The sequence below is a fragment of the Pseudescherichia sp. genome, assembly GCF_032052675.1.
Taxonomy (GTDB): domain Bacteria; phylum Pseudomonadota; class Gammaproteobacteria; order Enterobacterales; family Enterobacteriaceae; genus Pseudescherichia.
This window is the reverse complement of the sequence record NZ_DAMBWA010000012.1, coordinates 51,059-65,799: the sequence shown is the minus strand read 5'-3', so window position 1 is coordinate 65,799 and position 14,741 is coordinate 51,059. Positions and strand designations below refer to the sequence as shown.

Genomic DNA, 14,741 nt, shown 5'->3' with positions numbered 1-14,741 from the left:
ACCGGGCATTTTATATGCGTTAATCGATGTATTGCATCGCGACCCGGGACGTCAGTCGCGTAATAAGTTCGTAAGCACTTACTTTTGTAATCTCAGCGATGCGCTCTACCGGCAGGCCTTCGCCCCACATCACTACCGGATCGCCCGCGCGCTCCTGAGCCTCGGGTCCAAGGTCAACGCAGATCATATCCATCGCCACGCGCCCGACGATAGGCACTTCGCGACCGTTAACCAGCACCGGCGTACCGGACGGCGCGGCGCGGGGATAGCCATCGCCGTAGCCCATCGCCACTACGCCGAGACGCGTATCGCGCTCGCTGATCCAGGTCCCGCCGTAGCCTACCGGCTCACCTGCACGGTGCGGGCGCACGGCGATCAGCGTTGAGGCCAGGGACATCACCGGCTGGAAGCCAAAATCAGCGCCCCACGGCTTTTGATCCAGCGGTGATACGCCGTAGAGAATGATGCCGGGACGCACCCAGTCAAAATGCGCCTGCGGCCAGAGCAGAATGCCGCCGGAGGCCGCAATAGAGCGCAGGCCCGGCTTGCCTTCGGTGAAGGTGGTGAAGATATCCAGCTGCTGTTCGGTTGCGCCACACGCTGGCTCATCGGCCCGGGCAAAGTGGCTGACAATATTCACCGGCTGGCGCACATTTTTACAGGCGCAGAGCCGCTGGTAGAACGCGCTGGCCTCTTCGGGACGCACGCCCAGCCTGTGCATGCCGGTATCGAGCTTCATCCAGACGGTGATGGGTTCAGGGAGTTCAGCCCTCTCCAGCGCCTCTAGCTGCTCGGTATTGTGCACGGCGGTGTGCAACGTTTGCGCAGAGAGCGTGGGAAGATCGTCAGCGGAAAAAAAGCCCTCCAGCAGCAGGATCGGCTGGGTAATGCCGCCCGCACGCAGCTGCAGGGCCTCTTCAAGACGGGCAACGCCAAAGGCGTCGGCGTCGGGGAGCGTTCGCGCGGTCTCCAGGAGACCGTGTCCGTAAGCGTTCGCTTTCACCACTGCAACCAGTTTGCTGGCGGGAGCCAGCTCGCGCAGGCGTTGCAGATTGTGTCGCAGAGCGCGGCGGTTGATTACTACGGTTGCCGCTTGCATGTTATTCCTTCTAAAAGCGGATCCTCAAAATCATTCGCGTTGCAGGAAGGCGACAAGTCCGGGAAGCCCCAGGAGCTTACTGAAGTAAGTGACTGGGGTGAGCGGACGCAGTCAACGCCCCTGCGGCGTGAAGGATGAAGAGGATTTATTCGTCATCGTACTGTGGCCCGGCATAGTTATCGAAGCGCGACCACTGCCCGTTAAAGGTCAGGCGTACCGTACCAATCGGGCCGTTACGCTGCTTACCAATAATAATTTCCGCGATGCCTTTCAGATCGCTGTTCTCGTGGTACACCTCATCACGATAGATAAACATGATCAGGTCGGCATCCTGCTCGATAGAGCCGGACTCACGCAGGTCGGAGTTGACCGGGCGCTTATCGGCACGCTGCTCCAGGGAGCGGTTGAGCTGCGACAGGGCCACCACCGGCACCTGTAACTCTTTCGCCAGCGCTTTCAGCGAGCGGGAGATCTCCGCGATCTCCAGCGTACGGTTGTCAGAGAGCGACGGAACGCGCATCAGCTGCAGGTAGTCGATCATGATCATGCTCAGGCCGTCATGCTCGCGGAAGATGCGCCGCGCACGGGAGCGCACCTCGGTCGGCGTCAGGCCAGAGGAGTCGTCGATGTACATGTTACGCTTCTCGAGCAGGATGCCCATTGTGCCGGAGATACGCGCCCAGTCCTCGTCGTCGAGCTGGCCGGTACGGATGCGGGTCTGATCGACGCGGGAGAGCGACGCCAGCATACGCATCATGATCTGCTCGGCGGGCATCTCCAGGCTGAAGATCAGCACCGGCTTATCCTGTAGCATCGCGGCGTTTTCGCACAGGTTCATGGCGAAGGTGGTCTTACCCATCGACGGACGCGCCGCCACGATGATCAGATCCGAGCGCTGCAGGCCCGCCGTTTTTTTGTTCAGATCCTGATAGCCGGTATCAACGCCGGTCACGCCGTCGTGGGGCTGCTGAAAGAGCTGCTCAATACGCGCGACGGTGGCCTCAAGGATCTGATCGATACTTTTCGGTCCTTCGTCCTTATTCGCCCGGTTTTCAGCGATCTGGAATACGCGGGATTCGGCGAGGTCGAGCAGATCTTCGCTGGTGCGGCCCTGCGGGTCAAAGCCCGCGGTGGCGATTTCGTTGGCAACCGAGATCATCTCACGCACGACCGCACGTTCGCGGACGATGTCAGCATAGGCGCTAATGTTCGCCGCGCTTGGCGTATTTTTCGATAGCTCTGCCAGGTAGGCAAAACCGCCGACGCTGTCCAGCTGGCCCTGCTGCTCCAGCGACTCCGCCAGGGTGATCAGGTCGATGGGTTTGCTCATCTCCTGCAGACGGTGCATCTCAGTGAAGATATGTCGGTGCGGGCGGGTATAAAAGTCTTCCGCAACAACGCGCTCGGCAACGTCGTCCCAGCGTTCGTTATCCAGCATTAAACCGCCCAACACCGACTGCTCCGCTTCGATTGAGTGTGGCGGCACTTTCATCCCCTCGACTTGCATATCGCGGGGTTCAGTCTGTTTGTTGAAGGGTTTATTTCCTGCCATAGTGAATGGAGTACCGAGATAAATTGTGGGTCGAAACTTTATCATATTTTAGATTATGCACCGACCCTAATGTCGCATTGGCTTAGGATCTTTGGGAGGAAACATGGCAACAAGAATTGAATTTCACAAGCATGGTGGCCCTGAGGTATTAAAAGCGGTGGAGTTTACGCCCACCGATCCGGCAGAGAACGAGGTGCAGGTCGAGAACAAAGCTATTGGTATCAACTATATCGATACCTACATCCGCAGCGGCCTCTATCCGCCTCCGGCGCTGCCAAGCGGTCTCGGTACAGAGGCGGCAGGCGTAGTGAGTAAAGTTGGTAAAAACGTTAGCCATATTAAAGCGGGCGATCGGGTGGTCTATGCCCAGTCGGCGCTGGGGGCCTACAGCTCAGTACATAACGTGCCGGCGGATAAGGTCGCTATTCTGCCCAACGCCATCTCCTTTGAGCAGGCCGCGGCCTCGTTCCTGAAGGGGCTGACGGTCTTCTACCTGCTGCGTAAAACCTATGAGATCAAGCCCGACGAGCCGTTTCTGTTCCACGCGGCGGCGGGCGGTGTAGGGCTTATCGCCTGCCAGTGGTCCAAGGCGCTGGGTGGCAAGCTGATCGGCACGGTGGGCAACGCGCAGAAGGCGCAGCGCGCATTGCAGGCGGGCGCATGGCAGGTGATTAACTACCGCGAGGAGAGCATCGTTGAGCGCGTCAAGGAGATCACCGGGGGTAAGAAGGTACGCGTTGTCTATGACTCGGTAGGAAAAGATACCTGGGAATCGTCGCTGGACTGCCTGCAGCGTCACGGCCTGATGGTCAGCTTCGGCAACGCCTCTGGTCCGGTCACCGGCGTTAATCTCGGCATCCTTAACCAGAAAGGCTCCCTCTATGCAACCCGCCCTTCCCTTCAGGGGTACATCACTAATCGGGAGGAGCTGGAAGAGGCCAGCAACGAGCTATTCTCGCTGATTGCCAGCGGCGTGATTAAGGTCGACGTGGCAGAAGATCAGAAATTCCCGCTGGCGGAGGCGCAGCGTGCGCACGAGACGCTGGAGAGCCGATCAACTCAAGGATCGAGTCTGCTGATCCCCTGAGCCCCTCTAAATAATTTGAGTAGCAGGAAGGCGGCAAGAGCGCGAGTCCCCAGGAGCTTACATAGGTAAGTGACTGGGGCGAGTAAGCGCAGCCAACGCACCGGCTGCTTGAAGTATGACGAGGGAAAAGAATTAGGGCTTCCCTTAAGGAAGCCCTTTCTTTTTTTAGTTCGGCTGTATGTAGGGTACAGCTCGATGAATTCTAAGACGCGCAATAGTGACAGATTCGATACCTAAATCCTATGCGGTTTGGCTGAACCTGCCAGAGAAAAGTGCCAGGTTGTGATCAAGACCGCATAACTTAGTAACGCCAGCGGCTATTGCGCTGATACAACGGCAATTTTGGTTTTTTTACCGCCCGGATAACCCAGACGATAGCCACCGCCAGCAGCAGCCAGGGCAGCAGCTTAAACATTAACGCAAACAGTCCACCGACAAACATCAGCGCGGTGGCCACTGCCAGCGCGACAATAATGCCCAGCAGCGAGACGCCCGTGACCAGTAGCATCATAAAAAATCCAATAACAAACAGTAGTTCCAGCATGGCTCTTCCCCCTTAATAGTTACCCAATCTATTACAAGAAACGTGCCAGAATGTAATGCATTGATAATAAAACAAAACGCCCCGCAGCGTGCTGCGAGGCGTGGTGAATTTAGCTAACTTTTAGCGAATTTCTAACGCTTATCCGCCACCAGCTTTAGCGCCTGCTCCAGTACATCGATATCCGCCCCAGCCTTATGGGCGTTTTCACTCAGGTAGCGACGCCACTGGCGCGCACCGGGAATACCCTGGAAAAGGCCCAGCATATGGCGAGTGATATGCCCGAGATAGGCGCCGTTGCTCAGCTCACGCTCAATATAGGGATACATGGCCCGCACTACCGCAACCGGATCGGCATCGTCACGCGCTACGCCAAAGATCTCACGGTCAACCGCGGCCAGAATGCCTGGGTTTTGATACGCCTCGCGCCCTACCATCACCCCGTCCATATGCTCAAGGTGCGCCTTTGCCTCTTCCAGCGATTTGATGCCGCCGTTGATAGACATGGTCAGGTGCGGGAAGTCGCGCTTAAGCTGATAGACACGCGGGTAGTCCAGAGGCGGGATCTCACGGTTCTCTTTTGGGCTGAGTCCGGAGAGCCAGGCCTTACGGGCGTGAATAATAAACGTCTCGCACTCGCCCTTGCCGGAAACGGTATCAATAAAGCTGCAGAGGAATTCGTAGCTGTCCTGGTCGTCAATGCCGATGCGGGTCTTCACCGTCACCGGGATAGAGACGACGTCGCGCATGGCTTTGATGCAGTCCGCCACCAGCTGCGCATTGCCCATCAGACAGGCGCCGAACATACCGTTCTGCACGCGATCCGACGGACAGCCGACGTTGAGGTTGATCTCGTCATAGCCGCGGGCTTCGGCCAGCTTCGCACAGTGGGCCAGCTGAGCCGGATCGCTGCCGCCCAGCTGAAGCGCTACGGGATGCTCTTCGTCACTGTAGGCCAGATAGTCACCTTTACCATGAATAATCGCCCCGGTAGTCACCATCTCGGTATAGAGCAGCGTCTCCCGCGACAGCAGGCGCAGGAAATAGCGACAGTGGCGGTCGGTCCAGTCGAGCATTGGCGCGATGGAGAAGCGGTGGGCGGCGAAGGCTGTAGCGGGCGTGACTGGCGGCATAGCGTACGTTTTTTCATCAAAATGGAAAAGGGGCGCTACTATAGCATACTCATTTAGCCTGAACAGCCCGCCGGAGGCATTGCGCCTCCGGCGGGGAGATCATTAGAACGTCAGGCTGAGCTGCGCGCCTGCGCCCCAGGTTTCATCTTCACCATAGAGGCCCATCAGGTCGACGTGAACGCGGTTGAACGGCGCAAAACCGATACCGGCGGTGGCGACGTTGCTGTCGTCCCCTTTCACATCGGCGCGGAAGCCCGCACGCACCGCCAGCCAGTCGAGCGGACGCACCTCGGCCCCGACGCCAACATACTGGGAAGCCTCCTCGCTCTTAAAGCCTTTGGTCTCGGTCAGATCGCCGTCGGCGCTGAGGGTAACCAGATCCGTATGCCACGCCAGCCCTGCGGTAACCACCGGGCTGATCTGGTAGGTATCTTTATAGCTACGCACCTCTTGAGTACGGCCATTGCGGATCTGGATATCTTTGGTATCGATATCGCGGGAGATCAGGTTCTGTCCGCTCAGGCCTACGGTCCAGTTATCGCCAAAATCAGCGGCAATACCGGCGTCAACGTTGAAGCCGGTATCGTCGTTACGGTAGCGGCTGCTGTTGAAGTCGCTGCTATCGTAGTCGTAGATGGAGGTGGTGTAGTTGAACAGCCAGGTTTTTTGCAGCTTCGGCGTCACGCCGATAGAGACCGGCACGTCGCCAAGCTGGAACTGACGCGCCACGGCCACGCCGTAGTCGGAGACGATCGCCGCACGTCCAGACGCGGTAGAGTTCAAGTGGCTGGTAATAATATCCGAGCTGCGACCAAGGGCGACTTGCCCGGCATCAAGGAGGATTTCATTGCCGCGCAGGTAGTCAATATCCTGCTGGTCGACGTTGGAGCTGACCCGGGCATGGGCATAGGCCTTCGCCACGAAAGCAAACGACAGCACGTCGTTAGGAATGCTTACTGCAATACCAGCGCCCGCATTAGCACGCGCCGTTTTGCCGTCGAGAAACTCCAGCTCATCGGCTAAATCGGTCGCGGCGCCGCGCACCTGATTAATGGTTCCCGTTGGGTTAGTAATAAACTGAGCAAAGGTCAGGTTGTCGATAACGTTATCGTAATAGTCGACTTTGTCGCTGATATCGTCGATTTCATCCTGCAGATTATCTTTATCGCTAATCTGCGCCCGCACGCTCGGCAGGATGACAGTCACGTTATCATCCGGTTTAGCCTTCGCCAGCAGCGCCGGGTTAATCAGTACGCCGCTGCCATAGCTGGCGGATGCTACGCCGGTGCCGCCCATCGCATCACTACGCGCTTCTGCCCATGTATTGGCTGCCCCCGCCTGAGTGACTACCCCAAAAGAGACCGCAAGTGTTACCACTGAAAGCTTAAAAATTTTTTTCACAGTTTGCCCTGTCTTATTGATCAAAGGTCGATTTATGCCCTGCCAGTTATCGCCTGGCGAGAGGTGAACTATTGCTGTGAAAAGCGATGCTAAATGCAGCTAATTCGTTTTTTATCTGCATGAGAGTATTTTTATTCGTAACAATCTGCGTCTTTTTATAAACGCTCTTTACTTATAGAGGAGGAAATTCGATTCGGGAAGTTTTTCTGCTCTGAGCGTTGAAAAATTCAGGAAAATGCCAGGATGGAGATCGACGGTGGGTGCGGAACGATCGGCGGGATCTCGGCGTTTGTCGCAGGATATGATAAAGTGACGGTTTCAACGTTATTACATTACGTAACCTGAGGATGCCCTATGGATAAGACCACTTCGCAGCAGATGCTGGCACATGCTGAAACGCTGTGCGCGCAGCGCAACGTGCGCCTGACCCCGCAGCGCCTTGAGGTTTTGCGCCTGATGAGCCTCCAGCAGGGTGCAATCAGCGCCTACGATCTGCTCGATCTCCTGCGCGTCTCAGAGCCGCAGGCCAAGCCGCCGACGGTTTACCGCGCTCTCGACTTCCTGCTGGAGCAGGGTTTTGTGCACAAGGTCGAGTCAACCAACAGCTACGTGCTGTGTCACTTCCTCGATCAGCCTACCCATACGTCTGCGATGTTCATCTGCGATCGCTGCGGCGTGGTAAAAGAGGAGGCGGCTGAAGGCGTGGAAGATATTATGCACGCGCTGGCGGCCAGGATGGGCTTTGCGCTGCGTCATAACGTCATTGAGGCGCACGGGTTGTGTGCAGCGTGTTCAGAAGTGGAAGCCTGCCGTCATCAGGGCCAATGTCAGCACGATCACAGCATTTTAGTGAAGAAGAAACCGCGTTAGGTTAAAAAGTGGTGGGAAGAGTCGGTACGTCCTTGTACCGTCGGGCAGGGTAGTCAAACTGTTAATCCAGGGTGATTACCAGCGATACTCGTTACGGGTTTCCCAGTCGACCACCTCTTTCTCAGCCTGGTCTTTTTGGTAGCCATAACGTTCCTGAATTTTACCGACCAGCTGGTCGCGTTTACCTTCAATAACGGTCATGTCATCGTCCGTTAATTTACCCCATTGCTCTTTCGCTTTACCTTTGAACTGTTTCCAGTTACCGCCGACTTCGTCTTTATTCATAATGGTATCCTCATCATCGTTCGGTGTTGAATAGCAATATTCGTTGGTCCTTCGTTACGTTCTTTATCTGCTGAACGTGATAATAATTGTAGCTAAGGATTTTCTAAGCTGGGGATTATTCGGAATATTTAACCATTCAGGCGCGAACAAACAACAGGAAGGCAAGGCTAGAAGGCAAGGCTAAAGGAGGTGAGAAAGAGAGAGGAGGAAAAACATTAAGCGCTGTGACAGCAGAAGGTTAACTGCCACAAGCACTTATATGCTATCAGAGCCACTCGCCGTTGCGAATGACGCCGACCGCCAGACCTTCAATACTGAAGTTCTGCTGACGAAGGTCAACAACGATGGGATCGAAGTCGCTGTTTTCAGGCAGCAGCTGCACGGTATTGCCCTGCTTTTTCAGCCGCTTTACCGTCACTTCGTCATCAATACGCGCCACAATCACCTGGCCGTTACGCGCTTCCTGCGTTTTATGTACTGCCAGCAGATCGCCATCCATGATGCCAATGTCTTTCATCGACATCCCGCTAACGCGCAGCAGGAAATCGGCGCTGGGCTTAAACAGTGACGGATCGACTTGGTAGTGGCCCTCGATATGCTGCTGTGCCAGCAGCGGCTCACCGGCAGCGACCCGGCCAATCAGCGGCAGGCCATCTTCCTCTTCCTGCAGCAGACGGATCCCGCGCGATGCGCCGGAAACAATCTCAATGACGCCTTTGCGCGCCAGCGCTTTCAGGTGTTCTTCTGCCGCGTTTGGGGAACGGAATCCCAAACGCTGCGCAATTTCAGCACGCGTCGGCGGCATGCCGGTCTGGCTGATGTGATCGCGAATGAGATCAAACACCTCTTGCTGCCTGGCTGTTAACGCTTTCATCCCGCCCCCTGGGTGTATATACAGTTATGCTGTGAGTATATACAGCAAAAACCGTTTTTGAAACCAAATTTTGAGCAAAACCGCCGCGCAAGGCCGATTTTGCGCGCCTTAGCGGTAATGTGGCCAGAGCAGAATGCCCCAGGTGGCCAGCGCGAGCAGAATAGACATCAGCACCGCTGCCGAGCCCATATCTTTGGCCCGGCCGGAAAGCTCATGGAAATCAGTCCCGATACGGTCAACAACCGCCTCGATCGCGCTGTTCAGGATCTCCACTATCATTACCAGCACAACGGACCCAATGAGCAGCACGCGGGTAATGGCGTCTACGTCGAGCCAGCAGGCAATGACAACGGCAAGGATCACCGCGACGGACTCCTGGCGGAAAGCGGCTTCGTTCAGCCAGGCAGCGCGAACGCCCTTCCATGAGTACCCTGCGGCTTTAATGATTCGGGTTAAACCAGTGGTATTATTGGCCATCAAAAGAACCTTTTTACGTAATTATCGTCAATGTCTATGCGAGCGTACCGAGGTACAAAAGATATTCTGCGCGCTTTCTGATATTCTTGCGGCGCAATGGCATTATTAACCAGAGGCTTCACATTGTTTATGTCCGGCTGGCCACGAATTTACTACAAATTACTGAATTTACCATTAAGCGTGCTGGTAAAAAGCAAGTCGATCCCGGCAGAACCTGCCCAGGAACCTGGACTCGATACCTCACGCCCTATTATGTACGTTTTGCCTTATAACTCGAAGGCAGACTTGCTGACGCTGCGTGCCCAATGCCTGGCGCACGAGCTGCCCGACCCGCTTGAACCGCTGGAGATCGACGGTGCGCTGCTGCCTCGCTATATCTTTATTCACAGCGGGCCGCGTGTCTTTAGCTGGTACACGCCGAAAGAAGAGTCCGTTAAGCTGTTCCATGATTATCTGGATCTCCACCGTAACCACCCGGACCTGGACGTGCAGATGGTGCCGGTATCGGTGATGTTTGGCCGCTCACCGGGGCGCGAAAAAGGCGAAGTGAATCCGCCGCTGCGCATGCTGAACGGCATCCAGAAGTTCTTTGCCGTCTCCTGGCTCGGTCGCGATAGCTTTGTGCGCTTCTCCCCGCCGGTCTCCCTGCGCCGGATGGCCACCGAGCATGGCACAGACAAAATTATCGCCCAAAAGCTGGCCCGCGTAGCGCGCATGCACTTTGCCCGCCAGCGGCTTGCCGCCGTGGGTCCGCGCCTGCCGGCGCGCCAGGATCTCTTTAACAAGCTGTTGGCCTCAAAAGCCATTGCCCGCGCGGTAGAAGACGAAGCGCGCAGCAAAAAGATCTCCCATGAGAAAGCCCAGCAGAACGCCATCGCACTGATGGAGGAGATTGCGGCCAATTTCTCCTATGAGATGATCCGCCTGAGCGATCGTATCCTTGGCTTTACCTGGAACCGGCTCTATCAGGGCATCAACGTGCATAACGCCGAGCGGGTCCGCCAGCTGGCGCACGACGGTCATGAGATTGTCTACGTGCCCTGCCACCGTAGCCACATGGACTACATGCTGCTCTCCTATGTGCTCTATCATCAGGGGCTGGTACCGCCGCATATCGCCGCCGGGATTAACCTCAACTTCTGGCCTGCCGGACCGGTTTTCCGCCGCCTCGGGGCGTTCTTTATTCGCCGTACCTTTAAGGGCAACAAGCTCTATTCGACGGTGTTCCGTGAGTACCTGGGCGAGCTGTTTAGCCGCGGCTACTCCGTAGAGTACTTTGTCGAGGGTGGACGCTCACGTACGGGCCGTCTGCTGGATCCGAAAACCGGCACCCTGTCGATGACCCTGCAGGCCATGCTGCGCGGCGGCACCCGCCCTATCACCCTGGTACCGATCTATATCGGCTACGAGCACGTGATGGAGGTGGGCACCTATGCAAAAGAGCTGCGCGGCGCAACCAAAGAGAAAGAGAACGTCTTTCAGATGCTGCGCGGCCTGAGCAAGCTGCGCAACCTCGGCCAGGGCTACGTTAACTTCGGCGAGCCGCTACCGCTGATGAACTACCTCAATCAGCACGTGCCCGAGTGGCGCGAGTCGATCGATCCGATTGAGGCGGTACGCCCGGCCTGGCTGACGCCGACCGTCAACACCATCGCCGCCGATCTGATGGTGCGTATTAACAACGCGGGCGCGGCTAACGCTATGAACCTCTGCTGTACCGCGCTGCTGGCCTCGCGCCAGCGCTCGCTGACCCGCGAGCAGCTGACCGAGCAGCTGGACTGCTACCTCGATCTGCTGCGCAACGTGCCCTACTCGCCTGACGCCACCGCCCCGGCGGCCAGCGCCAGCGAGCTGATTGCCCACGCGCTGCAGATGAATAAGTTCGAAGTAGAGAAAGACACCATAGGCGACATCATCATTCTGCCGCGCGAGCAGGCGGTGCTGATGACTTACTACCGCAACAACATCGCGCATATGCTGGTGCTGCCCTCCCTGATGGCGGCTATCGTAACCCAGCATCGCCAGATCTCTCGCGAAGAGCTGCTGCGCCACGTTGATGTGCTCTATCCGATGCTTAAAGCAGAGCTGTTCCTGCGCTGGGATAACAGCGAGCTGCCAGAGGTGCTCAACGCGTTGATCGCCGAGCTGGTGCGTCAGGGCCTGCTGGTAGATAAAGACGACCGCCTGTATCTCAACCCGCAGCGCTCCCGTACCCTGCAGCTGCTGGCGGCTGGCGCGCGCGAGACCCTGCAGCGCTACGCCATCACTTTCTGGCTGCTGAGCGCCAACCCGGCCATCAACCGTGGCACGCTGGAGAAAGAGAGCCGTACCCTGGCTCAGCGCCTGTCGGTGCTGCACGGGATCAACGCCCCGGAGTTCTTCGATAAAGCCGTGTTCAGTACCCTGGTGCTCACCCTGCGCGACGAGGGTTACATCAGCGATACGGGTGATGCCGATCCGGCAAAAACCATGCAGGTCTATCTCCTGCTGGCGGATCTGGTGACGCCTGACGTGCGGTTGACTATCGAGAGCGCAACCCAGGCAGAAGCGTAAAGGTGATGCCCGGTAACGCAAGTGTACCGGGCCTCTCTATTATCTGACCGCCTGCGCTACCCACGCGGACAGCTCCCGTAACTCCCTCTCCTGCTCCGGAAAATCCCCTAGCAGCGCATCGCACGCCTGCTGCAGACTATCCGCACGATAAGCGCAGCCCTGCAGACGCGCCGCCAGCGCCTCCAGCGGCGCCGGGTTCAGGCTGTCGGTAAAGATCTGCGCGCGCGTGATGTGTCCTCGCTCGACGTCGAAGTGCAGCTCAACGCCGCCCCAGGTGAAGCGCTCATCCAGCAGATGGCTGAACGAGGGTGCCTGACCAAAGTTCCACTCCCAGCTGCTCTGACGGGCAAAGGTATCGGCAAAGTTTGGCAGATCCGGCGTCTTGTCCGGAGAGATAACCTCCGCCGCAACGCGCTCGCCGTAGTGGGCAAAAAAGGCCTCGGTGACCTCCGCGCAGATCGCTTCATGCGTGATGCCCGGCAGCAGATCGACCAGGTTTGCCACCCGTCCCCGTACCGAGGTAATGCCCTTGGCCTGGAGCTTCTTTTGGTCAGGGTTAAGGTAGTTTGCCAGTCGACTTAGATCGGCATTGAGCAGCAGCGTGCCGTGGTGGAAGCCGCGGTCCGGCGTTTCACGATAGGCGGAGCCGGAGACTTTGCGATCGCCCTCCGGCGTTTTGACCACCAGGTCGTTACGCCCCGAGGCTTCTGCCGCTACGCCCAGCGCGTTGAGGGCGTTAAGCACAATGTGGGTAGAGATGGTTTTGTCATACTCCGGCTTGCCGGCCATAAAGGTAAAGCAGGTGTTGCCGAGATCGTGAAATACCGCGCCGCCGCCGCTGCTGCGTCGGGCGAGGCGGACGTTATCCTCCTCCATGCGCCGGGTATTGCACTCTTTCCACGGATTTTGCGCCCGGCCAATCACCACCGTATCGGCGTTGCGCCACAGAAACAGCACGCGCTGGGTGGCAGGCATCTGACGGAAAATTGACTCCTCTACCGCCAGGTTAAACCAGGGATCGTATGAATCAGAGATAAGCAGACGTAATGTGGACATGGCAGCTTTCCTTTTCTTTAATTGCCCCCATAGTAACGACAAAGCGGCGCGTATGCCTACCCGGCCTACGGCTCGCGCTTCTCGCTCTCCCCCTCCTCCGGCACCGAGCGGCTGGCGGTGAGCAGGAAGGGCGACTGCTGCCAGCGGGTACGCTTGCCCTGCAGCAGCGTGCGGGTCAGCACCACGCCGATTGCCAGCGACAGGAGCAGCATCAGGCGGAGGATATTTGTGGTATTATCGACCTGTTTCGCTTCGGTCGGTAGGGTATGGGTGTCGAGAGTCAGACGCAGGTAGCCGAGCGGGCCATTTTTCCCCTGTATGGGTTCAACAATCTGCTGGTTGAAGTAGCCGCCGGCTTTTTTTCCGTCCAGCGCCAGCCGGTCGCGGACGTCGACGCTCTCCCCTGAACGCGCAATCAAATCGCCCTGCTCATCGTAGACGCCTGCGTCAAGAATACGGCTCCCTTCGGTGAGCTGGCGCAGGAGCGCGCTAATCGGCTTTTCATCCGGCGTTTCGCTACGCATCAGCGGCGTGAGGTTCAGGGTCACCTGGTGCGCCAGGGTACGGGCCAGCTCTTCAAACTGGGGGTTACGCGCCCGCTGGTGGCTCTGGCTGAACCACGATGCCCCCTGCATTAGCGCCACCAAAAGGGCGAGACAGATGAGCACTATTACGGCGCGATGCAGCCGGAATCTCAGTTTTGCGCGGGCCATATTCTTACCTGATGAAAATTTGAGGTTAGCATGTTGCCAGAAGCGATGATTACAAGGTAGCCTCATGCGTTATTTTTACCCGGATGCGTTTGGCCGCACGTGTTTTTACAGGAGCTTTAATGTCTAACAGTTTAACCTGGCGCGACCTGCCCGAAGCCGTCTCTCAGTGGCCTGGGCTGCCGCTCTCTTTAAGCGGCGACGAGGTGATGCCGCTCGATTATCACGCGGGTCGCAGCGGCTGGCTGCTCTATGGCCGCAGTCTGGATAAACAGCGCCTGACGGCGTATCAGCGCTCGCTTGGCGCGGCGATGGTGATCGTCGCGGCCTGGTGCGTCGAGGATTATCAGGTGATCCGCCTGGCCGGCTCGCTGACACCGCGGGCAACGCGTCTGGCGCACGATGCCGGTCTGGACGTTGCGCCGCTGGGTAAGATCCCGCACCTGCGCACGCCGGGCCTGCTGGTGATGGACATGGACTCTACCGCCATCCAGATCGAGTGTATCGATGAGATCGCCAAGCTGGCGGGCACCGGTGAGATGGTCGCCGAGGTGACCGAGCGGGCGATGCGCGGCGAGCTGGACTTTACCGCCAGCCTGCGCAGCCGTGTCGGCACCCTCAAGGGGGCGGATGCCACCATTCTGCACCAGGTGCGCGACGGCCTGCCGCTGATGCCGGGCCTGACCCAGCTGGTGCTGAAGCTGGAGACGCTGGGCTGGAAGGTGGCTATCGCCTCCGGCGGCTTCACCTTCTTTGCTGACTACCTGCGCGACAGGCTGCGCCTGACCGCCGCCGTGGCAAACGAGCTGGAGATTGTTGATGGCAAGCTGACCGGCCACGTCGTGGGCGACATTGTGGATGCCCAGTACAAGGCGGCCACGCTGCTGCGCCTGGCCCAGGAGTACGATATTCCGCTGGCACAGACTGTGGCGATCGGCGACGGTGCTAACGATCTGCCGATGATCAAATCGGCGGGGCTGGGGATCGCCTATCACGCGAAACCCAAAGTAAATGAGAAGACGGAAGTCACTATCCGTCACGCTGACCTGATGGGCGTTTTCTGTATCCTGTCGGGCAGCCTGAACCAGAAATAACGAGGTCAA

14 protein-coding genes are annotated in these 14,741 nt (G+C 57.8%); 4 read left to right on the top strand and 10 right to left on the bottom strand.

Features of this window, described 5'->3' with window-relative positions; translation table 11 throughout:
* Window positions 1-19: 19 nt before the first annotated feature.
* Both alr and dnaB read right to left on the bottom strand, forming a co-directional pair.
* The gene (gene alr, locus RTX96_RS15875; RefSeq protein ID WP_103818722.1) at window positions 20-1,099 is read right to left on the bottom strand and encodes an alanine racemase; all 1,080 of its coding nucleotides are present in this window, start codon (window positions 1,097-1,099) and stop codon (window positions 20-22) included.
* Between the two features lie 145 nt (window positions 1,100-1,244).
* Window positions 1,245-2,651, bottom strand: coding sequence for a replicative DNA helicase (gene dnaB, locus RTX96_RS15870; RefSeq protein WP_042388864.1), 1,407 nt, complete (start codon window positions 2,649-2,651; stop codon window positions 1,245-1,247).
* Between the two features lie 103 nt (window positions 2,652-2,754).
* Here dnaB and RTX96_RS15865 point away from each other — a divergent pair, with 103 nt between their 5' ends.
* Window positions 2,755-3,738, top strand: coding sequence for a quinone oxidoreductase (locus tag RTX96_RS15865; protein WP_103818723.1), 984 nt, complete (start codon window positions 2,755-2,757; stop codon window positions 3,736-3,738).
* Between the two features lie 301 nt (window positions 3,739-4,039).
* Here the strand turns inward: RTX96_RS15865 and pspG are convergent, their stop codons facing one another.
* The 3 genes from pspG to RTX96_RS15850 form a co-directional block, all read right to left on the bottom strand.
* Window positions 4,040-4,282 (bottom strand): envelope stress response protein PspG, encoded by a 243-nt coding sequence (gene pspG / locus RTX96_RS15860; protein WP_042388868.1) that lies wholly within the window; start codon window positions 4,280-4,282, stop codon window positions 4,040-4,042.
* Window positions 4,283-4,413: 131 nt separating this feature from the next.
* Window positions 4,414-5,412 carry a tRNA dihydrouridine(20/20a) synthase DusA gene (gene dusA / locus RTX96_RS15855; protein ID WP_312269607.1) on the bottom strand — a complete coding sequence of 333 codons (999 nt, stop codon included), beginning with the start codon at window positions 5,410-5,412 and terminating at the stop codon, window positions 4,414-4,416.
* Between the two features lie 102 nt (window positions 5,413-5,514).
* Entirely contained in the window at window positions 5,515-6,813 is a 1,299-nt protein-coding gene (locus RTX96_RS15850; RefSeq protein ID WP_312671530.1) for a conjugal transfer protein TraF, read from the bottom strand.
* Window positions 6,814-7,167: 354 nt separating this feature from the next.
* Here RTX96_RS15850 and zur point away from each other — a divergent pair, with 354 nt between their 5' ends.
* Window positions 7,168-7,683, top strand: coding sequence for a zinc uptake transcriptional repressor Zur (gene zur / locus RTX96_RS15845; RefSeq protein WP_103818726.1), 516 nt, complete (start codon window positions 7,168-7,170; stop codon window positions 7,681-7,683).
* A 75-nt stretch (window positions 7,684-7,758) separates the two neighbouring features.
* Here the strand turns inward: zur and RTX96_RS15840 are convergent, their stop codons facing one another.
* The 3 genes from RTX96_RS15840 to RTX96_RS15830 all read right to left on the bottom strand — a co-directional run bounded on the left by RTX96_RS15840 (window position 7,759) and on the right by RTX96_RS15830 (window position 9,319).
* Entirely contained in the window at window positions 7,759-7,968 is a 210-nt protein-coding gene (locus RTX96_RS15840; protein WP_103818727.1) for a CsbD family protein, read from the bottom strand.
* Between the two features lie 265 nt (window positions 7,969-8,233).
* Window positions 8,234-8,842, bottom strand: coding sequence for a transcriptional repressor LexA (lexA, locus tag RTX96_RS15835; RefSeq protein WP_103818728.1), 609 nt, complete (start codon window positions 8,840-8,842; stop codon window positions 8,234-8,236).
* Window positions 8,843-8,950: 108 nt separating this feature from the next.
* The gene (locus tag RTX96_RS15830; protein WP_103818729.1) at window positions 8,951-9,319 is read right to left on the bottom strand and encodes a diacylglycerol kinase; all 369 of its coding nucleotides are present in this window, start codon (window positions 9,317-9,319) and stop codon (window positions 8,951-8,953) included.
* Window positions 9,320-9,448: 129 nt separating this feature from the next.
* Between RTX96_RS15830 and plsB the strand changes: the two genes are divergently transcribed.
* Entirely contained in the window at window positions 9,449-11,872 is a 2,424-nt protein-coding gene (gene plsB / locus RTX96_RS15825) for a glycerol-3-phosphate 1-O-acyltransferase PlsB (protein ID WP_103818730.1), read from the top strand.
* Window positions 11,873-11,911: 39 nt separating this feature from the next.
* Here plsB and lplA read toward each other — a convergent pair whose 3' ends face one another.
* Together lplA and RTX96_RS15815 are read right to left on the bottom strand one after the other, a co-directional pair.
* The gene (lplA, locus tag RTX96_RS15820) at window positions 11,912-12,928 is read right to left on the bottom strand and encodes a lipoate--protein ligase LplA (RefSeq protein WP_312671529.1); all 1,017 of its coding nucleotides are present in this window, start codon (window positions 12,926-12,928) and stop codon (window positions 11,912-11,914) included.
* Between the two features lie 65 nt (window positions 12,929-12,993).
* On the bottom strand, window positions 12,994-13,641 hold the full coding sequence (locus RTX96_RS15815) for a YtjB family periplasmic protein (protein ID WP_103818732.1): 648 nt from the start codon (window positions 13,639-13,641) through the stop codon (window positions 12,994-12,996).
* Window positions 13,642-13,760: 119 nt separating this feature from the next.
* On the opposite strand from RTX96_RS15815, the gene serB reads away from it, so the two are divergent.
* The gene (gene serB / locus RTX96_RS15810) at window positions 13,761-14,732 is read left to right on the top strand and encodes a phosphoserine phosphatase (RefSeq protein WP_312671528.1); all 972 of its coding nucleotides are present in this window, start codon (window positions 13,761-13,763) and stop codon (window positions 14,730-14,732) included.
* Window positions 14,733-14,741: the final 9 nt, after the last annotated feature.